Raw genomic sequence first — 24,854 nt, 5'->3', positions numbered from 1 at the left:
CGGACGAGACCCTGACACGCGCGGGTCCCGCCTTGACGCGATCCTGACGAGCATGGTGGCGCGGGCCACAGCGTCAGTGCACGCACCCCGCGGGAGTCGGCGGCACCTCGACGGGTTCCTGCGCGGCGGTCTCGATCTCCCGCAGGATCCGCGCGCGGTCGGAAGGCCCGAGGTATCGGCCGCGGCTGACGACGGCGTGGACGCGCGCGACGTTCGTGATGTCCCGCAGCGGATCCGCGTCCAGCACGACCAGGTCGGCCTGCTTGCCCGGTGTGACCGTGCCCGTCTCGTGCTCCAGCCCGAGGCAGCGCGCGGCGTCGAGGGTGGCGGCCCGCAGCGCCGCCTCGGGCGTGAGACCGGCCTGCACCAGCAACGCGAGCTCGTCGTGCAGCGAGAAGCCCGGGAAGACGTAGGCGAAGCCCGCATCGGTGCCCGCGACGACGCCCACGCCGGCCTCGTGCATCTGGTGCAGCAGCCGCATGCGGGCGTCACCGAACTTCCTCAGCTCGGCGACCTCCTCGGGCGAACGCGTGGGGCGGCCGGACATGATCTGCTGCCACTGCGCGCGCATGTCCACCGGGACGTACCGCATCCGTTCCAGAGCCACCGGGTCGTTCGTGATGGACTCGGGCGAGCGGGACATGTTGCGTTCGACGAAGAGCGTCGGTGACTGCCAGATCCTCCCGGCCATCGCGGCGAACAGCCGCCGGGCGCGGGCCGGTGAGTGGGTCGCGACGGCCGCCCGTTCGATCCGGCCCGCGTGCCGGCCCCACCAGTTCGGGTCGGCCGGGTCGTCGGGCATGGCGCGGAGCTGGGCGTAAAGGGCGTCCGCGTTGTCCGAAGTGGACGTGAACAGGTTGTAGAGGTGCTCGTGGGTGTGCTGGGACAGCGCGTCCTGCACGGGCACACGGGCCGGGACGTGGCCGGAGAACGGGATCCTGAGCCTGCGCGCCTCGTCGGCGATGGCGGCGTGGCACTCCGGCGAGAGGAACGAGTAGACCTTGACGAAGTCCGCTCCCCCGTCCTTGGCACGCCGCACGGCGGCGCGGGCCTCCTCCGGAGTGCGGACGACGTCCGTACCGGGCCAGATCGAAGCGGGACCGTCGACGATCGGGCTGGCGATCACCATGCGCGGTCCGAGGATCTCGCCGGACTCGACGCGGCGACGGGTGTCGTGCGTCTCCGGCATGCCCCACATCTCGCGGACGCCCGTGACGCCTTGGACCACGTGCAACGGTGCGACGGTGCTCTCGAAGTACGTCGCGTGGGTGTGCATGTCCCACAGACCCGGGATCACGTACTTGCCGGCCAGATCGATCACGCGCACGCCACGCGGCACTTCGCGGTGCCGGCCGGCGGCCAGAACCCGGTCGCCGGCCAGCACGACGGTCGCGTCACGGACCGGCGCGCGGCCGGTGCCGTCGATCAGCGTGGCCCCTCGCAGAACGGTCACACCGCTCGCTGCGGACGCGGGCTGACCCACGGCTCCCAGCACCGCGGCTCCGAGCGCACCCTTTCCCAGCCAGGACAGCACTTCCCTGCGCGCCAGTTCCCCCACTGCTCCCACCCCCTTGCCGTCCAAGGTAGCGACTTGCGGGAGGCGGGGCAGTGGGGCTGGCCCCCGGTTCTACGGCCGGGTCCACACCGCCACGTAGTCGACCGCCATCGAACGGCCAGGCGTCGTCTCCGGCACAGGAGTGCCGCGGCCTGCCACACCGTTCGGGAACGCGCCACCCATCGCCACGTTCAGCAGGATGAAGTACCCCTGGTGCGACGTCATGTTGTTCCAGGAGGTCGCGTCCATCTGGTTCTGCCGCACGGTGTGGTACTGCTGGCCGTCGACGTACCAGCGCAACTGGTTCGGGCTGACCGAGCGGTCCCACTCGAAGCGGTAGGTGTGGAAGTTGCCGGGGCATTGGCTGCCGGGGCAGGCGCGGGAGGCGCCGAGGCCGTTCGTCTCGTTGCACGGGCCGCCGGGGTTCACGCCGCAGTGCAGCACGCCCCAGACGCTGTTGATGCCGTTGACGTTCTCCATGATGTCGAACTCACCGATGCTCGGCCAGTTCCAGTAGTTGCCGCGGTACGGGGCGCCCAACGCCCAGAACGCGGGCCAGTAGCCCAGCGCGCCGGTGCCGGTGATGTTCGGCATCTGGATGCGGCCTTCGATGCGGAGGATGCCACCGGCCGGTGCCTTGAAGTCCGCCCGGCGGGTTTCGATGCGGGCCGAGGTCCACTCGCCGTTGGCCGCACGCCACGGAATGATCCGCAGGTTGCCGGTGCCGTCGAGGCGCAGGTTGGCGCGGTCGTTGGTGTAGCGCTGGATCTCGCCGGTGCCCCAGTTGCCCGGGCCGCCGGGGTAACCGTGGCCGGTGTCGACGATCCAGTTGTTCGAGTTCGGCGGTGTGTTGTTCGCGCCGGTGAAGTCGTCCGACCAGGCCAGCGACCAGCCTGGCGGTGCCGGTGGGACCGCTGCCTGGGCGACGCCGGACAGCGGGAGCACCAGGAGCAGCGCCCAGAGCGCATACCGAAGTTTTCGAGCCACGACGATGACCTCTCTGTCACGATCGTGCGGCAGCGGACTTCCATGGAAGCGCTCTCACGACTCCGCGTCAACCTCACACCTCGAAGCGGTACCCCATCCCGGGCTCGGTGATGAGGTGGCGCGGGCGCGCCGGGTCGTCCTCCAGCTTGCGCCGCAGCTGGGCGAAGTAGACGCGCAGGTACTGCGACTCGTTGACGTGCATCGGTCCCCACACCTCCTGCAGCAACTGCCGTTGCGACACGAGCCGGCCGGGGTTGCGCGCCAGGATCTCGACCAGGCCCCACTCGGTCGGCGTCAGGTGGACCTCGTGGCCGTCCTTGCGCACCTTCTTCACCGCCAGGTCGACCACGAACGACGACGTCTCGACCACCGGGTCGCCCGCCTCGCGCGCCGCGTTGCGACGGACGGCCGCGCGCAGGCGGGCCAGCAGCTCGTCCATGCCGAACGGCTTGGTCACGTAGTCGTCGGCGCCCGCGTCGAGGGCCTCGACCTTGGCGGACGAGTCGGTGCGTGCGGACAGCACGATGATCGGGATCGAGGACCAGCCGCGCAGACCGGCGATCACCTCCACGCCGTCGATGTCGGGCAGGCCGAGGTCGAGCACGACCACGTCCGGTTTGCCCTCGACGGCCACGCCCAGAGCGGACTTGCCGTCGTAGGCCGTCATCACGTCGTAGCCCCGCGCGCTGAGGTTGATCCTCAACGCGCGCACGATCTGCGGTTCGTCGTCGACCACCAGCACTGACGTCATCCGGAACTCTCTTCGTAGGCGGGCAGCGAGATGACCACGGTCAGGCCACCGCCCGGTGTGTCCTCGGCGCTGATCTCGCCGCCCATCGCGGCGGTGAAGCCCTTCGCGACGCTCAGGCCGAGCCCGACGCCGGGTGTGGCGGAGCGGTCGCCGAGGCGCTGGAACGGCGCGAACACCTTGTGCCCCGCCTTCTTCGGCAGTCCGGGGCCGTGGTCGACGACCCGCAGCTCGACGGACGACCCGTGGTGGCTCGCGCGGATCGCCACCGGGGACGGATGCCCGTGCCGCAGGGCGTTGTCGACCACGTTGGCGATCACGCGTTCCAGCAGGCCCAGGTCCGCGAGCACGGGCGGCAGGTCCTCGTCCACCAGCACCGACACTTCTCCCCCGGTGCCGGCGAGAGCACGCGCCACGACCTCGTAGTAGCCGACCGGCCGCAGCACCGGTTCGACCGAACCGGTCGCGAGCCGTGACGAGTCGAGCAGGTTGTCCACCAGGCCGGTCAACCGGTCCGCGGACTCCTCCACCGTCTCCATCAGCTCGGCCGTGTCCTCTTCGGACAGGGGCAGCGAAGGGTCGCGCAGGCTGCCGATGGCCGCCTTGATCGACGTCAGCGGCGTGCGCAGGTCGTGGCCGACAGCGGACAGCAATGCGGTGCGCAGTTCGGCCGACTCCGCTTTCCGTTGCGCGCCCAGGGCTTCCGCGGCCATGCGTTGCTGCCGCAGCGCCATGAACGTCTGGCCCGCCGCCGTCTCCAGCACCCGCTGGTCACTCGCGGGCAGCACCCGTCCGCTCAGTTTCAACCGAACATCAGCCGTGACGGTCACCTCGGATTCCGGCCCGAGGTCGCGCCCGGCGCACTCCACCCGCGTCCAGGCCCCGTCCCGGCGTTCCAGCAGCACCACCGACTCCAGGCCGAAGTTGACCCGGATCTTCTCCAGCAACCGAGCCAGCGGGTAGGGCGACGTCAGGACCGTGCGGGCGTAGGAGGCGAGCAACGCCGCCTCGGTCCGCGCCCGCGCCCCCTGCTCCGCCAGCCGCGCCGCCCGGTCGACCGTCAGCGCCACCACCATCGCGACGATCACCATGGCCGCCAGCGTGATCACGTTCTCCGGCGTCTGCACCGCGAGGCTGTAGTAGGGCTCGGTGAAGAAGTAGTTCAGCAACCCGGCCCCGGCCACGGCGCAGAACAACGCCGGTCCGAGCCCGCCCGCGATCGCCACCACGCACGTGGCCAGCAGGAACGCCACCAGGTCGGTCGAGAAGTCCAGTTCGTCGCGCCACAGCATGCCCAGCACGGTGACGGCGGCGGGCAGCACGAGGGAGAGCACCCAGCCGAGCCAGCGACGTTTCCACGACAGCGGGTCCGCGCCGGTCTTCCACCGCAGGCCGCGCCGCGACTCGTCGTGCGTGACCATGTGCACGTCGATCGCGCCGGACTCCTGCACCACGGCCGCGCCGATGCCCTCGTCGAACGCCCGCGCGATACGTGACCTGCGGGAGGTCCCCAGCACGAGTTGGGTGGCGTTGACCCCGCGGGCGAACTCCAGCAACGCCGTCGGCACGTCGTCTCCGACCACCGAGTGGAACGTCGCGCCGACGTCCTCGGTGATCTTGCGCGACCGGGCGATGTGCTCGGGGGTGACACCCGACAGCCCGTCGCCGCGCATCACGTGCACCACCAGGAGCTCCGCGCCCGCCCGCGTCGCGATCCGGCGGGCCCGCCGGATCAACGTCTCGCTCTCCGGGCCTCCGGTGATCGACGCGACGACCCGTTCCCTGGTCTCCCAGGTGTCGGTGATCTCCTTCTCGCTGCGGTAGCGCTGCAACGCGACGTCGACCTGGTCCGCCACCCACAGCAACGCGAGCTCGCGCAACGCCGTCAGGTTGCCGAGCCGGAAGTAGTTGCCCAGCGCGGCGTCGATCCGGTGCGCCGGGTACACGTTGCCGTGGGCCAGCCGCCGTCGCAACGCCTCGGGGGTGATGTCGATCAGCTCCACCTGCTCGGCGCGGCGGACCACCTCGTCCGGCACGGTCTCCCGCTGCCGCACACCGGTGATCCGCTCCACGACGTCGTTCAGCGACTCCAGGTGCTGGACGTTGACCGTGGACAGGACGTCGATCCCCGCTTCGAGCAGTTCCTCGACGTCCTGCCACCGCTTCTCGTTGCGCGAGCCCGGCGCGTTGGTGTGCGCGAGCTCGTCCACGACGGCGACCTCGGGCCCGCGCGCCAGGATCGCGTCGACGTCCATTTCGGACACTTCGAGGTCGCGGTGCCGCAACACCCTTCGCGGCACCACTTCCAGGTCCTGGAGCAAGGAGGCGGTCTTGTCCCGGCCGTGGGTCTCCACGAGTCCGACGACCACCTCCGTGCCGCGCTCCCGGCGCCGGTGGGCCTCGCCGAGCATGGCGAAGGTCTTGCCGACGCCGGGAGCGGCGCCGAGGTAGATCCTCAGCTCACCCCGGCGACCGTCAACTGGCGCTGTCGATGGCACGGTTCAGCGCAGTCACGTTGACGGTGGTGGTGAAGGTGCCGTGAGTGGCGGAGGCGACCAGCTCGCGCACCTCCTCCACGGACAGCCCGGACGCGCGCGCCACGCGGGGCACCTGCAACGCCGCGTACTCCGGGCTGATGTGCGGGTCGAGACCGGAGGCGGAGGCCGTGACGGCGTCCTGAGGGACCTCGTTCTCGGGCACGCCCTCGCGTCGCGCGATCTCCGTCCTGCGCTCGGCGACGACCTTGGTGTAGTCCTCGTTGATCTCGCTCTTGTTCGAGCCACCGGACGCGGGCAGCGTCGCGGCGGACGGACGTGGCACGAAGTACTGGTCTCCCTCGCGTGCGACGGCGACGAGCGTCGTGCCGGTGGCCTCGGCGTTGGCGTGCAGGCCGGGGATCCGTGAGATGCCCCAGACCGACAACGGGTAGAGCACGCCGAGGAGGACCGTGAGCGCGAGCAGGATCCGCAGCCCCGCCCACGACTGCTTCAGGAAGTTGTTCATCAGCCGATCCCGGGGATGAGTCGTACGAGCAGGTCGATCAGCCAGATCCCGGCGAACGGCGTCACGACGCCACCCAGGCCGTAGATCAGCAGGTTGCGCCGCAACAACGCCGACGCGCTGGACGGCCGGTACCGCACACCCTTGAGCGCCAGCGGGATCAGCGCCACGATGACCAAGGCGTTGAAGATCACCGCTGAGAGGATCGCGGACTGCGGCGTGGCCAGATTCATGATGTTGAGCTTGTCCAGCGCCGGGTAGATCGCCGCGAACATGGCGGGCAGGATCGCGAAGTACTTCGCGAGGTCGTTCGCCACGGAGAACGTCGTCAGCGCACCGCGCGTGATCAGCAGCTGCTTGCCGATCTCCACGATCTCGATGAGCTTGGTCGGGTCCGAGTCGAGGTCGACCATGTTGCCGGCCTCCTTCGCGGCCGACGTGCCCGTGTTCATCGCGACACCGACGTCCGCCTGGGCCAGCGCCGGGGCGTCGTTCGTGCCGTCACCGGTCATCGCGACCAGCCGCCCGCCCTCCTGCTCCTTGCGGATCAGGGCCATCTTGTCCTCGGGCTTGGCCTCCGCGAGGAAGTCGTCGACGCCCGCCTCCTCGGCGATGGCCTTGGCGGTCAACGGGTTGTCGCCCGTGACCATGACCGTGCGGATGCCCATCGCGCGCAGCTCGGCGAAGCGTTCCTTCATGCCGGGCTTCACGACGTCCGAGAGGCGGATGATGCCGAGCACGCGGCCGTTCTCGGCCACCACCAGAGGCGTACCGCCCTGCGCGCTGATCTCGTCCACGATCTCGCGGGCGGTGTCGGTCAGTTCGAACGCCGACGCCGCGCCCTTGCGGATGCTGCGCTCACCGAGGTCGATGCCGGACATGCGGGTCTGTGCCGTGAACGGCACGAACTCGCCGGTCTTCTCGTGCTCACTGGCGGGCTCGCCCCCGGCCAGTTCCAGGATGCTGCGGCCTTCCGGGGTGTCGTCGGCGAGGCTCGCCAGCCGCGCGGCCGCGACCAGTTCCTCGTCGGAGGTCGGGCCGACCGGGATGAACTCGGTCGCGCGCCGGTTGCCCCAGGTGATCGTGCCGGTCTTGTCGAGCAGCAACGTGTCGATGTCACCGGCGGCCTCGACCGCCTTGCCCGAGGTCGCCAGCACGTTGCGCTGCACCAGCCGGTCCATGCCCGCGATGCCGATGGCGGACAGCAGCGCGCCGATCGTCGTCGGGATCAGGCACACCAGCAACGCCGTCAGCACGACCACCGACTGCTCGCCGCCGGAGTAGATCGCGAACGGCTGCAGCGCCACGACGGCCAGCAGGAAGATGATCGTCAGCGTCGACAGCAGGATCGTCAGCGCGATCTCGTTCGGCGTCTTCTGCCGTTCCGCGCCCTCGACCAACGCGATCATGCGGTCTACGAAGGACTCACCAGGCTTGGTCGTGATCCGGACGACGATCCGGTCCGACAGCACGGTCGTGCCACCCGTGACGGCACAACGGTCACCGCCGGACTCGCGGATGACGGGCGCGGACTCACCGGTGATCGCCGACTCGTCGACGGTCGCGATGCCTTCGACGACGTCACCGTCACCGGGGATCACCTCCCCCGCCTCGACGACGACCAGGTCACCGATCTTCAGCTCGGTGCCGGGGACGACGTCGCCGTTGACGAGCCGGGCGACGGCGTCCTTCTTGGTCTTCCTGAGCGAGTCCGCCTGCGCCTTGCCACGTCCCTCCGCGACGGCCTCGGCGAGGTTCGCGAACAGCACGGTGAACCACAGCCACGCCGCGACGGCGATCGTGAACACGCTCGGTTCGGTCACCGCGAACACCGTGACGAGCAGCGAGCCCACCCACACGACGAACATGACGGGACTGCGCAGCTGGTGCCGCGGGTCCAGCTTCTTCAGGGCCTCGGGAAGAGCGGCCGCGAGACCGGGTTTCGTGGTCACAGCAGTGCCTCCGCGATGGGACCGAGAGCGAGAGCGGGAACGAACGTCAGCGCGGCGACCAGCACGATCGAGCCGGTCAGCAGCGTCGCGAACAACGGGCCGGTGGTCGGTAGCGTGCCCGCCGTGACCGGCACCTTCTTCTGCGCCGCAAGGGATCCGGCGAGCGCGAGCACCGCGACGATCGGGACGAACCGGCCGAACAGCATGCACAGGCCGAGCGACGACTGGAACCAGTCGTTCGTCACCGTGATGCCGGCGAAGGCCGACCCGTTGTTGTTCGACGCCGACGCGTAGGCGTAGAGGATCTCGGACAGGCCGTGCTCGCCGGGGTTGTTCAGCGCTCCCTGCGTGCTCGGCAGGATCGCGGCGATTCCCGCGCCGATCAGCAGCACGGTCGGCATCGCGAGGATCGAGACCGCGGCGGCCGTGACCTCCTTGCGCCCCAGCTTCTTGCCGAGGTACTCGGGTGTGCGGCCGACCATGAGCCCGGCCAGGAACATCGCGATGATCGCCATCACGAGGATGCTGTAGAGGCCGGTGCCGACACCGCCCGGTGTCATCTCGCCGAACAGCATGTTCAGCAACGTCGCACCGCCGCCGAGGCCGGTGTAGCTGTCGTGCAGCGAGTTGACCGCGCCCGTCGACGTGCCGGTGGTGGCGTCCGCGAAGATCGCGCTGCCGGGGATGCCGAAGCGGAGTTCCTTGCCCTCCAACGGCCTGATGCCGTTCGCCTCGGCGGTCCAGATCACCGCGAGCATGGCCGTCCAGATGACGCCCATGACGCCGAGCAGGACGTGACCCTGCTTGGGGTTGCCGACGAGCCGGCCGAACGTGCGGGTCAGCGAGACCGGGATGACCAGGATCAGGAAGATCTCGATCAGGTTCGTCCACTCGTTCGGGTTCTCGAACGGGTGGGCGGAGTTCGCGTTGAGGACACCGCCACCGTTGGTGCCGAGCTCCTTGATGACCTCCTGGCTGGCAACGGGCGCGTTCGCGACGACCTGGCCGTCGACGTCCACACCGGACTTCAGCGACATCGTCACGCCGAACGCGATCAGCACGATCGCGCCGATGAACGCGATCGGCAGCAGGATCCGGATCGTGCCGCGGACGAGGTCGACCCAGAAGTTGCCCAGCCGGTCGGTCTGGTGCCGCACGAACCCGCGGACGAGCGCCACGGCGACCGCCAGTCCGACCGCGGCCGACACGAAGTTCTGCACGGTCAGGCCGACCATCTGGACCGTGTGGCCCATGACGGCTTCCGGCACGTACGACTGCCAGTTCGTGTTGGCCACGAAGCTGATCGCCGTGTTGAACGCCATGCCTTCGGAGACGTTGCCGCGGTCGAAGTTCCACGGCAGCACGCTCTGGACGCGCTGGAGGACGTACAGGAACACGATGCTGACGAAGGAGAAGCCCAGCACGCCGTACGCGTAGGTGCTCCACTTCTGTTCGGCGTCGGGGTTGATGCGGGCGAAGCGGTAGATGGCCCGCTCGACTCGTAAGTGGCCCTGGGCGCTGAACACGCGGGCCATGTGGTCGCCGAGGGGCCGGTACACGACCGCCAGGGCCGTGAGGAGGATGCCGACCTGCAGGAGGCCGGCCACGAGAGGTGACATCAGAACTTCTCCGGCCTGACGAGGGCGATGAACAGGTAGACGATCAGCCCGAGTGCGATCACGCCGGCGACGGCGTTCGCGATCAGTCCCGTGCTCACAACTTCTCCAGTCCACGCACCGTCAGGCCCAGCACGACGAAACTCCCGATCAGCAGCAACGCGTAGGCCAGGTCGGCCATGACGCCGCTCCCTTCAACGACAAGGTTTTCTTGATGACGCCCGGAAGCGTGCAGCAGGAAAAGCCTGATCAGGGGGTGCCTGACAACGTCCTTACGGGCCGAGGTCCGGCTTTTACGCGTTCTTGAGGCCTGGGAGACCTGGGTCTCATCCGATAGGGCCTAGCGCGGTCACGATCTGTGAAATCGTGCCCGGATGCTGAACATCGTCGAGTCGCTCCCCGCCCGAGGCCTGGTCGCGGTCGACGGGGTGGACGGCGCAGGCAAGACGACGTTCTGCGACGAGCTCGCCCGAGTTCTGCGGGCGCGGGGCCGGGAGGTCGTGCGCGCGTCGGTGGACGACTTCCACCACCCGCGTGCGATCCGGTGGCAGCGCGGACGGACCTCACCCGAGGGTTTCTTCCTGGACAGCTACGACTACGAACGGTTCACCGGCCACCTGCTGACGCCGTTCGCCGGAGGGCGGCCGTTCCGGCGCGCGAGCCACGACCTGGAGACCGACGAGTACGTCGACCCGCCTGCCGAGATCGCGTCACCGGACGCGCTCCTGCTGGTGGACGGGATCTTCCTGCACCGCGACGAGCTCGTGGGGCGTTGGGACTTCTCGGTGTTCCTGGACGTGGACTTCGAGGTGTCGGTGGCGCGCATGGCCGTGCGGGACGGCAGCCCGTCCGATCCGGACGATCCCCGCAACCGGCGGTACGTCGAGGGCCAGCGGCTGTACCTGGCGCGGTGCGACCCGGCCGGGCGGGCGGATTTGGTGGTCGACCACAACGCACATCGACCCCCGAATCGTTACCCCGCGTGATAACGCCAGGTGACCTCGCGACGACGTAATGGCCACAGCGTCCGAACGGCGTAACGAGGAGGCCTCCATGGCGACCACGTTCTGGGCTTGGGTCGTGTCCGCTCTCGTCATCGTGCTGCTCGCGGTGGTGGTCCCCAGCCGTCTCGGCGCGCAGAACGTGCTGCGGGACGCGCGCGGCCGCTACAGCCTGTCGCGCGTGCAGGTGATGGTGTGGACGGTCGTGCTGCTCTCGCTGATCAGCGGCATGGCGTTCGGCCGGTTCGCGGCCGGGCAGGTCGACGTGGCCGGGTTCCAGATCCCGCAGCAGGTGCTGTGGCTGCTGGGCATCTCCGTCGGGTCCGGGGTCGTGGCGGCGGGCATCAAGGTCGCGAAGAGCACGAGCCGGCCGGAGTCGGTGGCGGCGTACCCGCTCGGTGCCGAGGGCGGGTCGTTCTGGGAGATGCTCACGGCCGAGGAGGGCACGTCGGCGGGCAAGTCGATCGACCTGGCCAAGTTCCAGAATTTCGTGATCACCGTGCTGCTCGTGCTGATCTACGTGGCGCAGGCCGTCTCTGCTTTGAAAGCCGTGGACGTCCCTGCCGGCATCGCCGGGCTGCCCGCGTTCTCCGACGCGTTCCTGGTGCTGCTCGGCGTGAGCCACGCCGGGTACCTGCTGGGCAAGGTGCCTTCTCCCGCAGGGACTCCCGCGGGCGGGACGATGGCGCAACGCCTCGCTTCCGTTGCATCGGAGGAGAATGTGGCGAAGGTCGTCCCGGAGGTCCGCCCCGCGTGATATCCACTCACGCGTGATCAAGCCAGTGACGCGCGGCGAGACGTGGCACCGCCCGGCCAGGACCGGCCACCCGGATCCCGTGAAGATGCTGGGCTACGTGTGGCCGCACGTCGAGGAACTGCGGGCCGAGCCTCGGGAGGAGTGGCCGGCGCCGGACGCTCTGGTGCACCACCTGGTGGAGCTCGCGGAGTACTTCGAGGAAGCCGGGTGGGACGACTTCGCGCTGCGGACGCACCACGAGGTGCTCGAGTTCCGCCGGGAGTTCGGCGACCAGGAGAAGCTGCGGGTCGTGCTGACCTCGATGCGCGACAACCTCATGCGCCAGGAGCGGTACGAGGAAGCGCTGGAGGTCGTGCAGGAGGAACTGCCACTGGCGTTGAGCCTGGCCGTGCCGGGCCACCGCAGCACGGGGATCGCCAACACGGCCAGGTACTGGGTCACCAACCTCCTGGGACGGCTCGGCAGGCAAGCCGAAGCCGCCGAGAACGCCCGTCAGGCCGTCGCCGAGCTGGACGGTCAGGAACTGGTGCCGCACGAGCTGCCGGGCTACCAACTCGCCCACGCGTGGCTGGAGTACGCGCATCGTCTCGCGAAGATCGGCTCCTACGAACGGGCTGCGGAGCTCACCGCGTTGAGCGCGGTGTTCTGGCGCGACCGTCCCGGCACAGGACGCAACATCAACTGCCACGAGGCGTTCGAGGAACTCTTCTTCCTGCAGCTGCGGCTGGGCAGGTTGGAGGAGGCCCGCGTGTCGGCGGACGAGGCCGTGGCCGTGCTGCGCAGGCACGCGGAGGCGGAAGGCGACCAGCTGTCGCTCTCCGACCTCGCCGGAGGGCTGCACAACCACGGCAACCGGATGCTCGACCTGGGCCTCTTCGCCGAGGCGGTGGAGGCCGCCCAGGAGTCGGTGGACCGCTACCGCGCGATGCTCGCGACCACCGAACGCCGGGCCGTGGTCGTGAAGGCCGAGCTGCGGCTCGCGGTCGCCCTGGTCAGCCTGGGCAGCAGGCTGCACGACGTCGGCAAGCTGGACGAGTCGCTCGCCGCCAGTGACGAGGCCATTGCCCTCGCGACCAAACACGACGACCGCAACCTCGGCCGCAAGGAGCTCGCGAGGGCCTTGAACAACCGGGCCAGTCTCCTGATCTCGCGGCGTGCCCACGCCGAAGCGGCGGAGGCGGCCGCGAAAGGCGTCGAGCTGAACCAGACCGAGGACGGAAAGGCACTGGCGCGCAACACTTTCGCTCTCGCCTCTGCTCACGCGGGCTCGCTCGACGTCGCGCTGGAGTCATCGTCGCAAGTGGTCGCCTTTTACCGGGAGCAACACGCGGAAGACGCGTACGAGCACGCCTATCTCTTGGCCGACGCGCTCACCGACCACGCCGTGATCCGCACTCTCCGATCCGAACGCGCCGAGGCCGAGGCCGCGATCACCGAGTCCCTCGCGATGTACGAGGAACTCGCCGCCCACAACCCCGGCCGCTACCAACGGGAACTGGACCACGCGCGTTCGGTGGCGGCCCGGATCTAGAGGTTCGCCGCGAAGAACTCCGCGACCCTTTTGCTGACCTGCGGCACGTACCTGTCGTACAGGTCGACGTGCGTGGCGCCGTCGACCCAGTGGAACTCCTTGCCCTGCCCCGCTTTCTGGAAGGCCTCGACGCTCATCCACGACGTCACCGCCTCACGTCCGGCCACCAGCAGCAGCGGCCGCGGCGCGATCAGGCCGACCGTCCGCAGCGCGTCGAACGCGGCGATCCGCCCGACGCTGTTCCAGGTCAACGTCTTCGCCGAACGCGGGTGCTCACCTCGGGGCGTGCGGTAGTACTCCCAGCCTTCGAAGGCGTGCGGTCCACCGGCACGGGCCTGCTCCCCGGTCTCCGGGAACAGCGGGAAGCTCCCCTCCTGTCCCTGAGCCAGCAGGCCTTGCAGGACAGCGGGGTCCTGGGTGCCGTCCGCGCCGAACCGGAACTGGCGGGCGATGTCGGCGAGGCTCACGGTGGCGATCGCCCTGATCCGCGGATCGGTTCCGGCGGCGGCCAGGCCGTAGCCACCGGAGGCGCAGATCCCGAGCACACCCACGCGTTCCTCGCCGAGGAACGTCACGGCGGCCCGGATGTCCTCGACCCGTTGCGCCGGGTCCTCCAGCCCACGCGGCAGTCCCGCGCTCTCGCCCTGGTAGGCCGCGTCGAACGCAAGCGCCAGGAAGCCCTGCTCGGCGAGCAGGCGGGCGTACTCCCCCGCCGTCTGCTCCTTCACGCCGGTGCCGGGGTGTCCCACGACGATCGCTCCACGAGGAGCACCGTCCGGCCGGTACAGGTGGCCGGCGATCTCGAGTCCGTTGCTGGGGAAGGTCACGTTGTCCATGACCACCACGGTCGTCCGGAGGCGCCCCCGCCAACCAGGGACAGCCCAGCCTATGCACAGCAGTACCAGGCACGCGCCACCGGGAACCCGGACACTGGGGACATGACCGAACTGGGCGAGTTCCTCCGCACCCGCCGCGCCGCGCTGGACCCGAGGCACGCGGGCTTCCCCGACGACGGCCGGCAGCGCCGCGTCCCGGGCCTGCGCCGCGAGGAACTGGCCCAGCTCGCCCACGTGAGCGTCGACTACGTCGTCCGGCTGGAACAGGGCCGCACGCAACGGGTCTCCCGCACCGTTCTCGACGCGCTGGCGGACGCGCTGCGGCTGGCTCCGGACGAGCGCGACTACCTGTTCCGGGTCGCGGACGTGGCCCCGGCCCGGCAGCAGGCCGCGCCCGAGGTCGCCGCGCGGTTGCAGCAGCTGCTGGACGGCATGCCGGACATCCCGGCGATGGTCCTGCACCGCCGCATGGACGTCCTCGCGTGGAACCGCGGTGCGTCCGCGCTGCTGACCGACTTCGGGGCTTTGCCCGCGCCGGAACGCAACTTGATCCGGCTGACGTTCCTCGAACCGGCGTTTCGCGCTCTCTACGGCGACTGGAAGCGCTCGGCGCAGGAATGCGTTGCGGTGCTTCGGATGGAGGCCGGTCGCGCACCGCACGACACGGCGTTGGCCTCGCTGGTCGGCGAGTTGAGCGTGAAGGACCCGGACTTCCGGAACTGGTGGGCGACGCACCAGGTGCGCGGGCCGCGCCAGCTCGTCAAGACCTACCACCACCCGGTGGCGGGCACGCTGGTGCTCGACGTCCAGCAGTTCACTGTGGACACTCATCCGGACCAGCTGCTCGTCGCGTACACCGCGACGGACGAGGCCTCGCGTGAGGGCCTGCGCTTCCTCCTGCTGTCGGCGCAGGGCAGCGTTACTCCATTGGAGGTACACCGGTAACGCGGTGACAGCAGGTTACGACAGTCGGGGTGTTCGGCCGCGTCGGCGGCCTCCACCTTTTCGTTGCAGGAGAACCGATGTCGCACGTCCCGCCGCCGCAGCAGCCCTACGGACACCCCCAGTTCGGTCACCCCGCGCAACCGCCGCAGCCCGCCCAGAAGCGCAAGAAGTGGCCGTGGATCGTGGCCGCGATCGCCGGTGGGTTCCTGTTCCTGAGCATCCTGGGCACCATCGTCGGACCGCCGCCCTCCAAGAACGTCGCCGTCATCGACACCGCCACCAGCGAGGTGCCGACGACCACGGTCCCCACGTCCACGGTGCCCACGTCCACAGCGCCGACGACCACGGTGCCGACCCCCGAGCAGTCCACGCCCCCGCCTCCCCCTGCCGTGACCACCTCGGCGCCTCCGGCTCCCGCCGCCGCGCCCGTCGTCCCGGTGGTGAAGACCTGCACGGTGCCCGCCGTCGTCGGCATGGTCCACCAAAGCGCTCAGGACACCATGCAGGCCGCCGGCCTGTTCCTGCTCCGGGAAGAGGACGCGACCGGACAGGGCCGCATGCTCGTCTACGACCGCAACTGGAAGACCACCGCACAGAGCGCCGCGGCCGGCTCGGTCATCGACTGCGGCACCACGATCACGTTGTCCGCCAAGAAGATCGGCGAGTAGTCGTCGAGGCGACCGTCACACCACGCGAACCTCGTGGGCCGGAAGGCCGCTCCACCACCGCGCATAACGCTTGTACACCTGCGGCTCCCGGTCGCCGAGGAGCTTGCGCAACGCCTCCGCCTCCCCCGCCAACCCGGCCCACTGCTCCTCGTCCAGGGCGTGAAAAGCAGTCGCCTCCACCCCGCCATCCGCGGTCGGCCGCCACACACCGGCCACGTACCCGTCCACGAGGAGGGTGGGCAGGGTGTCACCGTTGTTGCGGATGACGAGCTTGCGGTATTCGTTCGGAATGATCCGGCTGCGGTCGGCGTAGGCGAGCAACGTGCTGTCCCACATGGCCATCAGCCGCGGCGGTGCCGGGGTGTCTTCGTCCGGGATCGTCCGATCGGGAACGTCGTAGAACCCACCGTCCTCGACCAAGTCCAGCAACACCAGCGCTTCCCGGATCGTGGTGCGCGGCAACATGCTGAACTGGTTCATGTCGAGCACGGTCGCCGGACCGAACCCGCAGAGGTACCGCCGCAGCATCCCGGCGACAGCGGCCAGCCGTTCACGAGGTTCGGTCACCACGGCCTGATAGGACGGACGAAGCCCGAACGACCACGGCCCGCCCGTCGGCGCGTGCACGAGCCCGCCGTACGTCCGCAACGCCCACCAGACACCGGGGTCGCCCACGTCACCGACGTGCGAGTGCAGCAGTTCCTCGATCTCGGCTTTCTGCCGAGGTGTCGCGGCGAATTCGAGCAGGTGCTCCAGCAGTGCGTCGACCTGCTCGATCGTGACGTCCATGGCCTTGAACCGCTTGTCGTACAGCCGTGACGCCCTTAACGCGGGCAGCATCGCGTGGTGGAACACGCCGTGGTCCGCCGATGTCACGGCGTGCAGGGTGATCCGCATCAGCGATGCCTTGCGGACCACCCCGCTCACGAACGCCTCGTCCAGCTCAGCCGGGTCGAAGCCCTCGACCCGGTTCCACAGCGCGATGTAGGGCGACGCGGGTTCCTGTGCCTGGATCGCCACGACCCGGTCCACGGCGGTCAGCAGGCCGACCGGTTCGCGCCGCAGCAGCATCTGCCGGTCGAGCGTGGCGCGGTTGAGCTGACGTGCCGTGAAGGTCATGCCTGGAATCCTGGCTCACCGCAGCTTCGACGGCCACCAGATTCGCCCGCCGATGTGCACCGACAACGCCGGCACGAGCAACGACCGCACCAGCAGCGTGTCGAGCAGGACACCGAACGCCACGATGAACGCGATCTGCGTCAGGAACAGGATCGGCAGCACGGCCAGTGCCGCGAACGTCGCCGCCAGCACCACACCCGCCGACGTGATCACGCCACCGGTCAGGCTGAGACCGCGCAACGTGCCCTCGACCGTGCCGAGCTCCCGCGTCTCCTCCCGGACTCTGGTCATCAGGAAGATGTTGTAGTCGATGCCCAGCGCCACGAGGAACACGAACCCGAACAGCGGCACCACGGGATCGGCGCCCGGGAAGTCGAAGACGTGGTTGAACACCAGCGCCGACACGCCCATCGTGGCCGCGAACGACAGCACGACGGTCCCGATCAGCAGCAACGGCGCCAGCAGGGAGCGCAGCAGCACCGTCAGGATCAGGAAGATCACCAGCAGCACGATCGGGATGATGAGCGTCCGGTCGTGCTCGGACGTCGTCCTGGTGTCGAGCAACGTCGCCGTGGGTCCGCCGACCTTGGTGCCGTCGATCCCGTCGACGGCCGCGCGCAGACGCTCGACCGTCGCCACCGCCGCGTCGGAGTCCGGCGCGTCCTTCAGCGTGGCCTCGATCCGCACGAGCCCGTCGGCCGTGCCGGACGGCCGCACGTCCGCGACACCGTCCACCTCGGCCTTCCGCACGACCTCGTCGGTCGAGCCTTCAGAAGCGATGATCACGGTCGGCGATCCGGTGCCGCCGGGGAAGTGCCGCGACAGCAGCTCCTGGCCCGCCACGGACTCGACCGGCGTCAGGAACACGTCGGACTGCGCCGTGCCGGATGCCTTGAGCTGCGGCAGGAACGCCGCGCCGGCGAGCAGCACGAGCGTCGTGACGATCCAGATCGCGCGGGGCTTGCGGCGCACGAGCGTCGCGACGCGGCCCCACAACCCGCTTGTCTCGGGGTGCTGCGAGCCGAACTTCGGCGCGAACGGCCAGAAGGCGCCGCGGCCCAGCAGCGCGAGCGTCGCGGGCAGGAACGTCATCGTCGTGATCAGGGCTGCGGCGATGCCGATGGCGGCGACCGGGCCGAGGCCCTTGTTCGAGTCGAGGTCACTGAACAGCAGGCACAGCAGGCCGAGGATGACCGTGCCCGCCGAGGCCGCGATCGGTTCGATCGTGCCGCGCCAGGCCGTCTTGACGGCGGCGATCTTGTCCTCGGTGTCGCGCAGCTCCTCGCGGTACCTCGACACGAGCAGCAACGCGTAGTCCGTCGCGGCGCCGACCACCAGGATCGACAGGATGCCCTGGCTCTGGCCGTTCAGCGCGAGGACGTCGTTCTTCGCGAGCAGGTAGACCACGAAGCTGGCCAGGCCGAGCGCGAACACCGCCGACACCAGCACGACGAGAGGCAGCAGCGGACTCCGGTAGACCACGAGCAGGATCAGCGCGACCACGCCACCTGCCACGAGCAGCAGCAGCCCGTCGATCCCGCCGAACGCCTCGACGAGGTCCGCGACCTGCGCGGCCGGGCCCGTGACCAGCACCGTCAGCCCTTGCGGAGCGCCGCGCGTGCCGTCGCGGAGTTCGAAGACCGCGTCCTTGACGTCCTTCGCCGGGTCGAGCAGCACGATGGCCTGCGCGGCCTCACCGTCCTGCGCAGGGATCACCGGGGACGCCTTGAAGCCCGCGACCTCGTCGGCGAGGTACTTCCGGTCCTCCGGGGTCAGTCCGCCGGAGCGTTCCACCACGACGATCGCGGGGATCACGTTCTCCTGTTGGAACTTCTTCTGCAGCTCGGCGACCTGTGTGGACTCGGCCGAGTTGGGGAGGAACGCGCTGTTGTCGTTCTCCGCCACCTCCGAGAGCTTGCCCGCGTACGGCCCGGTGAAGCCGCCCAGGGCCAGCCAGACGACGAGCAGGACCCCGGCAAGCACGCGCATCAGACATTCCTTCGATCGCCGAACGTTTCGATGGTCGAAACAGTAAGCTGTGATCGTGAGCGATGCAACCGACTACGACCTGAGCATGATGCTGCGGGCGCTGGTGATGGAGTCGAACCGGTTCCTGGAGATCTTCAGCGCTGCCCACGAGTTGCATCCCACGGACATGACAGCGCTGAACCTCATCATGACGGCTCCCATGACACCCGGCACGCTGGCGAAGGCCCTGAACCTCAGCGCGTCGGCCACGACGTCCGTCCTGGACCGCCTGGAAAGGGCCGGTCACGTCGTGCGGGAGCGCGATCCGGACGACCGCCGCCGCGTCGAGCTCAGGGTGCTCTCCGCGGCGACGGCGCTGGCCTCGACGTTCTTCCAGCCGCTGGCGCGGGGTTACGCCGCGGCGTGGGGGCGGATGAGCGCCGAGGAACGTCAGGTCGTCGCGCGTTTCCTCGCGGCCACGATCGAGGCGACGACGAAGGTGCGCGAAGAGGTCAGCTGAGCCTGCCCGGCGGCAGCGTCCGTCCGCAGACCAGCAGCAACAGGTCCTGGGCCTGTCCCCGCACCGGCCTGCCCTCTCCGAACGTCCAGTCCAGGTCGGTGGCCTCGAGGCGCTTGCCGTCGAGGTCCGCGCCGAAGTACTTGACGTTGCTGGGTTTCATGCCGTCGAGCACGAGCCTGAGTCGTTCGTGCGGGACGACTCGGTCGAGTCCGAGTGCGACAGTGATGTCGAGGCCGTGGATCACGTCGTGGGAGAGCGCGCCGGCCGGTCCGCCGCCGGGTGGCGTCCACGGGTGGTCGATGTTGTTCTTCAGCGCGTCGAGCAGTTCGCGGGCCGGAAGTCGGGCGTCCTCGCGGGCCATGCGGTCGGAGGCGTGGTTGAAGCGGCCGGCCGACTTGAGGATCTCCCAGATCACCCGCCTGCCCGACGAGCGGTACGGCAGCGTCGTGTGGGCGACGACGTGCTTGACGGTCCAGCCCTCACACAGGCTCGGCGCACCCCACTGCCTCCCGGTGAGCGTGCTCAGAAGTACTGCCTGGTCACGCCGTTCCGCCGCCACCGCGGCACGGATGTCTTCGGTCATGCCCTGATGTACGTGCCGGCCGACGGGAACTCATCGGTCCGCGTAGGGTCCTGGGCGTGATCGAGACGCTGGAGCCGTTCAGGGTCGAGCTGACCGGCTACTGCTACCGCATGCTCGGCTCCGGGTCCGAGGCCGAGGACGCCGTGCAGGAAACACTCGTGCGGGCGTGGAAAGCCTTCGACGGCTACGACTCCGCGCGTGCGTCGCTGCGGACGTGGCTCTACCGCATCGCCACGAACATATGCATCGACATGCAGCGCAGCGCCCAGCGCCGTGCCCTGCCCGTCGACCTGGGTCCGGCAGGTGGGGAGATCGGCGCACCGCTGACGGAACGGGTCTTCGTGCAGCCCGTGCCCGACGCGATGGTGTTGCCGGAGGACCAGGCGATCCGCCGGGAGACCGTCCGGCTGGCGTTCGTGGCGGCGTTGCAACACCTTCCCGCGCGCCAGCGAGCCGTGCTGATCCTTCGTGACGTGCTGGCGTGGCAGGCTTCCGAGGTCGCCGCGCTGCTGGACATCTCGGTGGCGGCGGCGAACAGCGCGTTGCAACGGGCGCGGGCGACGCTGCGGGTGGCGGACGTCGGCTCGCCGCTGGATCCTGCCGATCCCGTGCAGAAGTCGTTGCTGAGCAGGTACTGCGAGGCGTTCGAACGGCACGACGTGACGACCTTGGTGGCTTTGCTGCACGAGGACGCCACGATGTCGATGCCGCCGTTCAGCTGGTGGCTGCGCGGGCGCGGGCCGATCTCGGTGGCGTTGAGCGATCCGAACGCCTCCTGTGCCGGTGCGTGGCTGGTGCCGGTGCGGGCGAACGGATCGCCCGCGTACTGGCAGATGCGGCCCGGGATGGACCGGCCGTTCGGGCTCGTGTTCCTCGACGTGCGGGATGGGCTGGTCACGGGCAACACGACTTTCTTGAACGTCGAGGAGCTGCTGCCGTTGTTCGGGTCACCGATGAGTTTCGGGCGGACGGCCCGTACCTCTGTGGACGACCAGGAGGAACCATGGCGATCCAGCCCATCATCGTGACCCCGGACATCGACCGGGTGCAGGCGTTCTACGAGCAGGTCCTCGGGGCGAGCGAGGTGCGCTCGTACCCGCCGGACGGTCCGGTGTTCTACCGGATGTTGAAGATCGGCGACGCGGAACTGGGGCTCGTCGCCCAGCCCGCCGACCTGTCGGCGCCGTCGCGCATCGTGCTTAGCATCGACGTGGCCGACGTCGACGCGCTGTTGCCGCTGGTCGAGGGTGCGGGAGGCCGTGTGCGGGGACCGTCGAACGACATGCCGTGGGGCCAGCGGGTCGCGCACGTCCTCGACCCGGACGGAAACCCGGTGAACCTCACCCAGGAGCTCTAGTCTGGTCCGGTGATCCGGATCGTGCCGTCGAGCGAGGTGCCGTGGGAGGACGTCGAGGCGATCTTCGACAGCTCCGAGCCCTCGAAGTGCCACTGCCAGCGGTACAAGGTGAAGGGCTGGATCTGGCGCGACTCGACGCAGGACGAACGCGTCGCGGCGCACTCGGAGCAGTCCGCCCGGGGTAGCGGGCTGGTGGCCTATGTGGACGGTCAGCCCGCCGGGTGGGTGGCGGTCGAGCCGCGGACCGGCTACGCGAAGCTGCTGGGCATGCCCATCCCGTGGAAGGGGCGTTCCGAGGACAAGGACGACGACGGCGTGTGGGCCGTGACGTGTTTCGTGGTGCGCAAGGGTTTCCGGCGGCAGGGTCTCACGTACGAGCTGGCGGTGGCGACCGTCGAACACGCCCGGTCGCACGGAGCCCGTGCCGTGGAGGCGTATCCGATGGTCGCCGATCCCGCCAAGACCGTGACGTGGGGCGAATTGCACGTCGGTGCGTGGCAGGTGTTCGAGGAGGCCGGGTTCGTGCAGGTCACACACCCGACAAAGCGGCGCTTCGTGATGCGGGTGGACCTGTGACGCGGCCAGCCGCCCGGATCCGGCCCCACGGCTTGAACACCGACAGGACGTAGGCGAACAGCAGCAGCGTCGGCGCGACCACGACGGGGTGCAGGATGCCGGACGGGATCACCGCAGCCGGGTCGCCGTTCAGCATCCGCCTGCCGATCCCGGCCGCCTCGCGGACGCCCGGCCTGAGCGCGAACGCGATCAGCAGCGACATGCCGACGTTCATGACGAGCTTCGTCGCGACCCACCAGTACCTCACGAGGCCGTACTTGCTGCCGAGGCCGAGCACGACACCGGAGACCATGCAGACGACGCTGGCGCCGAACATCGGCCAGATCGCGAAGAGGTCGACCGCCTGGATCGCCACGCCCGCGGTGCTCACGTCCTCAGTGGACAGTGCGACGACGACGAGGATCCCCAGTGCGAGGTCGATGCCGAGCCACGCCGCCGCCGACAGGACGTGCACGAGCAGCACGGCCTTGCGGGTGCGTCCGCTGAGCTTGCTGGTGGTGACCATCGCTCTCCCTCTCTCGTGGTGACGCGCCCTACTCTCGTCACCACGAGCGGGTGCATCATCCGCTCACGCTCTGATCTCGCGTACGTCAGTTTGCGTACGGCCTAACCTCCGGGCGTGACAATGCCTCTCTCGTAGGCGAACACCACGGCATGTGTGCGGTCGCGCAGACCGAGCTTCGTGAGCACGCGTGAGACGTGCGTCTTCACCGTGGTCTCTCCCAGGAACAACGTCGCGGCGATCTCCGCGTTCGACGCACCCTTGGCGAGTTCGACCAGCACCTCGAACTCACGGTCCGTGAGTTCCGGCGGCCTCGTGCGTTCCCTCGGCGCCGTGCTGAAACGCGCGATCACGCGCCGTGTGACCTCCGGCGACAGCAACGCGTCCCCGCGCGCGACAACCCGCACGGACTCCACGAGGTCTTCCGGGGAGGCGTTCTTGAGCAGGAAGCCGCTCGCACCCGCCTGCAAGGCCTCGAAGAGGTAGTCCTCGCGGTCGAACGTGGTCAGGATGACGACTCGGGTGCCGTGATCCGCGGAAAGGATGTGACGGGTGGCTTCCAGGCCGTCCATGCGGGGCATCTGGACGTCCATCAGGACGACGTCGGGGCGTAGCTCGGCGACGAGTTCGACCGCCTGGGCGCCGTCGCCGGCCTCGCCGACCACCTCGATGCCGGGCTCGGTGCCGAGGATGACCCGGAAGCCGGCACGGACCAGGTCCTGGTCATCGGCCAGCACGACTCGCAAGCTCACGCCTTCTCCTCCACCACGGTCGGCAGCGACGCACGGACCAGATAGCCCGCGTCACGCCGTGGGCCAGCCTCCAGCGAACCGCCGTGCACGGCCAACCTCTCTCGCATCCCGACAAGGCCGAAGCCCGGGTTGGTGGACACGGCACGTCCACGGCCGTCGTCGGCGATCTCCAACTCCAGCGCGCTGTCCAGGTAACGCATGCGGACATCGACGTGTTGCGCGTCGGCGTGCTTCACCACGTTCGTGAGTGCTTCCTGCACGACCCGATAAGCCGACAACGCGACACCGGGCGGCACCTCGCGCACGTCGCCGTACACGCCGTGCGAGACGTCCAGTCCGGCAGCGCGTGCGTTGTCGAACAGTTCCGGCAGGTCGTCGAGACCAGGCGCGGCCTTCAGATCGCTGTCCGCGTCCGCGCGCAGCACCCCCAGCAGGCCGCGCAGTTCGCTGATCGCGGTGCGGGCGGTCTGCTCGACGGTCTGCAACGCGTCGCGGGCCATCTCGGGATCGGAGTCGAGGACCCGGCGCGCGGCACCGGCCTGAATGCCCATCACGGACACGTGGTGCGCCACGACGTCGTGCAGGTCGCGGGCGATGCGCATGCGTTCAGCGGCGATGGCACCGCGGGTGTTCTGTTCCTGCGACCGCTCGAGCTCCTCGGCCTGGAACCTCAACTGCGCCCGGCGTCGCGCGCCCGACCACGCCATCTCCCCCACCACGTACGCGAAGAGGAAGAAAAAGATGTTGAACTCGAGTCCGTAGAGGACGGACGCGAGCACCGGGTCCATCGGCCCGGCGGCATCCTTGAAATCACCCTTGGGCCCGAGCAACGCGCGCACGAGACTAAACCCGAGCCACAGGAACATCGCGCCAATCACACCGATGCGCGACCACCGCGCCACACGGCGGTTCCGCTCCCACGCGCCGACGGTGTAGATCGCGAGGAACAGGATCGCGGACGGCGGCAGGGTGTCGGCGGCCTGGTTGAGCTGCGCGGCGATGAACAGCGCGGACACCACGAGCATGACGGCGAGCGGGTAGCGGCGGCGCACCACCAGCGGCGCGGACAGGGCGACCATCCAGAGCACCTGCTCGCCCAGCCCGGGCGGGTTCTGGAAGACGTAGGCACCCGTGCTGTTGACCAGCGTCGTGACCTCGATCGCGCACAGCAGCACGATCACGGCGATGCCGACGTCACGACGCCGTTGCGCGGGGGTCGGTCCGGGCCGCCGCCACTCGTTCCACACGGGCTCTCCCACGCGATCAAGGTACCTGCCACGCCAGGTGATCTGCGGTGGACCGATGGGCGTCAGCCTGACCGTGCTCGGCTGCGCGACCCCGTACTCGAGCGCTGACAACGTGCCCGAGCGCGGACTACCCGTGCTCGGGCTACCTGGTCTCCCACCGCGGCACTCGCGTGTGGATGGACGCGGGCACCGGCACGCTCGGCCCGCTGCAACGCCACACCCGTCTGGAGGGCCTGGACGCGATCTGGATCTCGCACCTCCACGCGGACCACAGCACACGGACGACAGCGTGGACCTGCTCGCCACCTACTGCGCCCTGCTGTTCGCGGACGTCTCGCGCCCGCCGGTCCCGCGGTATGGGCCGCCCGGCATCGCCTCACGGCTCGCCGGCTTCCTCACGGCTGGTCGGCTTCCTCACGGCTGGCTTCCTCACCAACGAGCCGGGGCGCAGCGCGGTCGAGTCGGCGTTCGACATCACGGAGCCGCACGACGGGCACGAGGCCGCAGTCGGGTCGCTGCGGCTGACCAGCTCGGCGGTTGAGCATGGCGGTCGAGCACCGCGGTCGAGCACCGCATCCCGGCGTTCACCGTGCGGATCGAGGCGGACGGCCGCTCGCTGACGTACTTCGATGAC

At 69.5% G+C, this 24,854-nt stretch carries 24 protein-coding genes; 9 read left to right on the top strand and 15 right to left on the bottom strand.

Annotation, left to right across the window (positions count from 1 at the left end; translation table 11 throughout):
• Positions 1-73: 73 nt before the first annotated feature.
• The 8 genes from IEY88_RS02505 to kdpF all read right to left on the bottom strand — a co-directional run bounded on the left by IEY88_RS02505 (position 74) and on the right by kdpF (position 9,959).
• Positions 74-1,558: an amidohydrolase family protein gene (locus IEY88_RS02505; protein ID WP_189152892.1), complete on the bottom strand. Its 1,485-nt coding sequence runs from the start codon at positions 1,556-1,558 to the stop codon at positions 74-76.
• A 69-nt stretch (positions 1,559-1,627) separates the two neighbouring features.
• Positions 1,628-2,542, bottom strand: coding sequence for a glycoside hydrolase family 16 protein (locus IEY88_RS02500; RefSeq protein ID WP_229693023.1), 915 nt, complete (start codon positions 2,540-2,542; stop codon positions 1,628-1,630).
• 73 nt (positions 2,543-2,615) lie between these two features.
• Entirely contained in the window at positions 2,616-3,293 is a 678-nt protein-coding gene (locus IEY88_RS02495; protein WP_189152891.1) for a response regulator, read from the bottom strand.
• Positions 3,290-5,788 carry a DUF4118 domain-containing protein gene (locus IEY88_RS02490; RefSeq protein ID WP_229693022.1) on the bottom strand — a complete coding sequence of 833 codons (2,499 nt, stop codon included), beginning with the start codon at positions 5,786-5,788 and terminating at the stop codon, positions 3,290-3,292. The genes IEY88_RS02495 and IEY88_RS02490 overlap by 4 nt, the downstream gene beginning before the upstream one ends.
• Positions 5,766-6,293, bottom strand: coding sequence for a potassium-transporting ATPase subunit C (locus tag IEY88_RS02485; RefSeq protein WP_189152890.1), 528 nt, complete (start codon positions 6,291-6,293; stop codon positions 5,766-5,768). The genes IEY88_RS02490 and IEY88_RS02485 overlap by 23 nt, the downstream gene beginning before the upstream one ends.
• A complete protein-coding gene (kdpB, locus tag IEY88_RS02480) occupies positions 6,293-8,242 on the bottom strand; it encodes a potassium-transporting ATPase subunit KdpB (protein ID WP_189152889.1) in 1,950 nt (649 codons plus the stop codon). Before kdpB ends, IEY88_RS02485 begins: the two co-directional genes overlap by 1 nt.
• On the bottom strand, positions 8,239-9,861 hold the full coding sequence (gene kdpA / locus IEY88_RS02475; protein ID WP_189152888.1) for a potassium-transporting ATPase subunit KdpA: 1,623 nt from the start codon (positions 9,859-9,861) through the stop codon (positions 8,239-8,241). Before kdpA ends, kdpB begins: the two co-directional genes overlap by 4 nt.
• Positions 9,861-9,959, bottom strand: a complete 99-nt coding sequence (gene kdpF, locus IEY88_RS02470) for a K(+)-transporting ATPase subunit F (RefSeq protein ID WP_189152887.1) — start codon at positions 9,957-9,959, stop codon at positions 9,861-9,863. The genes kdpA and kdpF overlap by 1 nt, the downstream gene beginning before the upstream one ends.
• 273 nt (positions 9,960-10,232) lie before the next feature.
• Here kdpF and IEY88_RS02465 point away from each other — a divergent pair, with 273 nt between their 5' ends.
• The 3 genes from IEY88_RS02465 to IEY88_RS02455 all read left to right on the top strand — a co-directional run bounded on the left by IEY88_RS02465 (position 10,233) and on the right by IEY88_RS02455 (position 13,147).
• Positions 10,233-10,844: a nucleoside/nucleotide kinase family protein gene (locus tag IEY88_RS02465; protein WP_189152886.1), complete on the top strand. Its 612-nt coding sequence runs from the start codon at positions 10,233-10,235 to the stop codon at positions 10,842-10,844.
• Between the two features lie 67 nt (positions 10,845-10,911).
• Entirely contained in the window at positions 10,912-11,616 is a 705-nt protein-coding gene (locus IEY88_RS02460; RefSeq protein ID WP_189152885.1) for a hypothetical protein, read from the top strand.
• A 13-nt stretch (positions 11,617-11,629) separates the two neighbouring features.
• On the top strand, positions 11,630-13,147 hold the full coding sequence (locus IEY88_RS02455) for a tetratricopeptide repeat protein (protein WP_189152884.1): 1,518 nt from the start codon (positions 11,630-11,632) through the stop codon (positions 13,145-13,147).
• Here the strand turns inward: IEY88_RS02455 and IEY88_RS02450 are convergent.
• On the bottom strand, positions 13,144-13,983 hold the full coding sequence (locus tag IEY88_RS02450; protein ID WP_189152883.1) for an alpha/beta hydrolase: 840 nt from the start codon (positions 13,981-13,983) through the stop codon (positions 13,144-13,146). The two genes, IEY88_RS02455 and IEY88_RS02450, sit on opposite strands and share 4 nt — an antisense overlap.
• 102 nt (positions 13,984-14,085) lie before the next feature.
• Between IEY88_RS02450 and IEY88_RS02445 the strand changes: the two genes are divergently transcribed.
• Positions 14,086-14,928, top strand: a complete 843-nt coding sequence (locus IEY88_RS02445) for a helix-turn-helix transcriptional regulator (protein ID WP_189152882.1) — start codon at positions 14,086-14,088, stop codon at positions 14,926-14,928.
• A 77-nt stretch (positions 14,929-15,005) separates the two neighbouring features.
• Positions 15,006-15,596, top strand: a complete 591-nt coding sequence (locus IEY88_RS44000; protein ID WP_229693021.1) for a PASTA domain-containing protein — start codon at positions 15,006-15,008, stop codon at positions 15,594-15,596.
• Between the two features lie 15 nt (positions 15,597-15,611).
• Here the strand turns inward: IEY88_RS44000 and IEY88_RS02435 are convergent, their stop codons facing one another.
• Positions 15,612-16,715, bottom strand: a complete 1,104-nt coding sequence (locus IEY88_RS02435) for a winged helix DNA-binding domain-containing protein (protein WP_189152881.1) — start codon at positions 16,713-16,715, stop codon at positions 15,612-15,614.
• A gap of 15 nt (positions 16,716-16,730) precedes the next feature.
• Entirely contained in the window at positions 16,731-18,704 is a 1,974-nt protein-coding gene (locus IEY88_RS02430; RefSeq protein WP_189152880.1) for an MMPL family transporter, read from the bottom strand.
• Positions 18,705-18,759: 55 nt separating this feature from the next.
• On the opposite strand from IEY88_RS02430, the gene IEY88_RS02425 reads away from it, so the two are divergent.
• Complete coding sequence (locus tag IEY88_RS02425) at positions 18,760-19,203, top strand: MarR family winged helix-turn-helix transcriptional regulator (protein WP_229693020.1); 444 nt, start codon at positions 18,760-18,762, stop codon at positions 19,201-19,203.
• Here the strand turns inward: IEY88_RS02425 and IEY88_RS02420 are convergent.
• Entirely contained in the window at positions 19,196-19,786 is a 591-nt protein-coding gene (locus IEY88_RS02420; protein ID WP_189152879.1) for a maleylpyruvate isomerase family mycothiol-dependent enzyme, read from the bottom strand. The two genes, IEY88_RS02425 and IEY88_RS02420, sit on opposite strands and share 8 nt — an antisense overlap.
• A gap of 56 nt (positions 19,787-19,842) precedes the next feature.
• Here IEY88_RS02420 and IEY88_RS02415 point away from each other — a divergent pair, with 56 nt between their 5' ends.
• Genes IEY88_RS02415 through IEY88_RS02405 form a run of 3 tightly spaced genes read left to right on the top strand, consistent with a single transcriptional unit; the run spans position 19,843 to position 21,719 of the window.
• Positions 19,843-20,814: a sigma-70 family RNA polymerase sigma factor gene (locus IEY88_RS02415; RefSeq protein WP_229693019.1), complete on the top strand. Its 972-nt coding sequence runs from the start codon at positions 19,843-19,845 to the stop codon at positions 20,812-20,814.
• The gene (locus IEY88_RS02410) at positions 20,790-21,143 is read left to right on the top strand and encodes a VOC family protein (RefSeq protein WP_189152878.1); all 354 of its coding nucleotides are present in this window, start codon (positions 20,790-20,792) and stop codon (positions 21,141-21,143) included. The genes IEY88_RS02415 and IEY88_RS02410 overlap by 25 nt, the downstream gene beginning before the upstream one ends.
• Positions 21,144-21,152: 9 nt before the next feature.
• The gene (locus tag IEY88_RS02405; protein WP_189152877.1) at positions 21,153-21,719 is read left to right on the top strand and encodes a GNAT family N-acetyltransferase; all 567 of its coding nucleotides are present in this window, start codon (positions 21,153-21,155) and stop codon (positions 21,717-21,719) included.
• On the opposite strand, the gene IEY88_RS02400 is transcribed toward IEY88_RS02405, so the two are convergent.
• The 3 genes from IEY88_RS02400 to IEY88_RS02390 form a co-directional block, all read right to left on the bottom strand.
• Positions 21,673-22,224: a hypothetical protein gene (locus tag IEY88_RS02400; protein WP_189152876.1), complete on the bottom strand. Its 552-nt coding sequence runs from the start codon at positions 22,222-22,224 to the stop codon at positions 21,673-21,675. The two genes, IEY88_RS02405 and IEY88_RS02400, sit on opposite strands and share 47 nt — an antisense overlap.
• A 101-nt stretch (positions 22,225-22,325) precedes the next feature.
• On the bottom strand, positions 22,326-22,973 hold the full coding sequence (locus IEY88_RS02395; protein ID WP_189152875.1) for a response regulator: 648 nt from the start codon (positions 22,971-22,973) through the stop codon (positions 22,326-22,328).
• Positions 22,970-24,232, bottom strand: coding sequence for a sensor histidine kinase (locus IEY88_RS02390; protein WP_229693018.1), 1,263 nt, complete (start codon positions 24,230-24,232; stop codon positions 22,970-22,972). The genes IEY88_RS02395 and IEY88_RS02390 overlap by 4 nt, the downstream gene beginning before the upstream one ends.
• Positions 24,233-24,854: the final 622 nt, after the last annotated feature.

Origin of the sequence: Lentzea pudingi, from assembly GCF_014646255.1 — a bacterium.
GTDB lineage: Bacteria > Actinomycetota > Actinomycetes > Mycobacteriales > Pseudonocardiaceae > Lentzea > Lentzea pudingi.
The sequence above is the reverse complement of the archived record's forward strand: the minus strand, read 5'-3'. Positions and strand labels throughout refer to the sequence as shown.

What these genes read in the sequence shown, in the direction of transcription:
- IEY88_RS02430 (WP_189152880.1), bottom strand. Translation starts at nt 18,704, where the DNA reads ATGCGCGTGCTTGCCGGGGTCCTGCTCGTCGTCTGGCTGGCCCTGGGC.
- IEY88_RS02465 (WP_189152886.1), top strand. Translation starts at nt 10,233, where the DNA reads ATGCTGAACATCGTCGAGTCGCTCCCCGCCCGAGGCCTGGTCGCGGTC.
- IEY88_RS02410 (WP_189152878.1), top strand. Translation starts at nt 20,790, where the DNA reads ATGGCGATCCAGCCCATCATCGTGACCCCGGACATCGACCGGGTGCAG.
- kdpA (WP_189152888.1), bottom strand. Translation starts at nt 9,861, where the DNA reads ATGTCACCTCTCGTGGCCGGCCTCCTGCAGGTCGGCATCCTCCTCACG.
- IEY88_RS02495 (WP_189152891.1), bottom strand. Translation starts at nt 3,293, where the DNA reads ATGACGTCAGTGCTGGTGGTCGACGACGAACCGCAGATCGTGCGCGCG.
- IEY88_RS02400 (WP_189152876.1), bottom strand. Translation starts at nt 22,224, where the DNA reads ATGGTCACCACCAGCAAGCTCAGCGGACGCACCCGCAAGGCCGTGCTG.
- IEY88_RS02445 (WP_189152882.1), top strand. Translation starts at nt 14,086, where the DNA reads ATGACCGAACTGGGCGAGTTCCTCCGCACCCGCCGCGCCGCGCTGGAC.
- IEY88_RS02460 (WP_189152885.1), top strand. Translation starts at nt 10,912, where the DNA reads ATGGCGACCACGTTCTGGGCTTGGGTCGTGTCCGCTCTCGTCATCGTG.
- IEY88_RS02420 (WP_189152879.1), bottom strand. Translation starts at nt 19,786, where the DNA reads ATGACCGAAGACATCCGTGCCGCGGTGGCGGCGGAACGGCGTGACCAG.
- IEY88_RS02485 (WP_189152890.1), bottom strand. Translation starts at nt 6,293, where the DNA reads ATGAACAACTTCCTGAAGCAGTCGTGGGCGGGGCTGCGGATCCTGCTC.
- IEY88_RS44000 (WP_229693021.1), top strand. Translation starts at nt 15,006, where the DNA reads ATGTCGCACGTCCCGCCGCCGCAGCAGCCCTACGGACACCCCCAGTTC.
- IEY88_RS02450 (WP_189152883.1), bottom strand. Translation starts at nt 13,983, where the DNA reads ATGGACAACGTGACCTTCCCCAGCAACGGACTCGAGATCGCCGGCCAC.
- IEY88_RS02435 (WP_189152881.1), bottom strand. Translation starts at nt 16,715, where the DNA reads ATGACCTTCACGGCACGTCAGCTCAACCGCGCCACGCTCGACCGGCAG.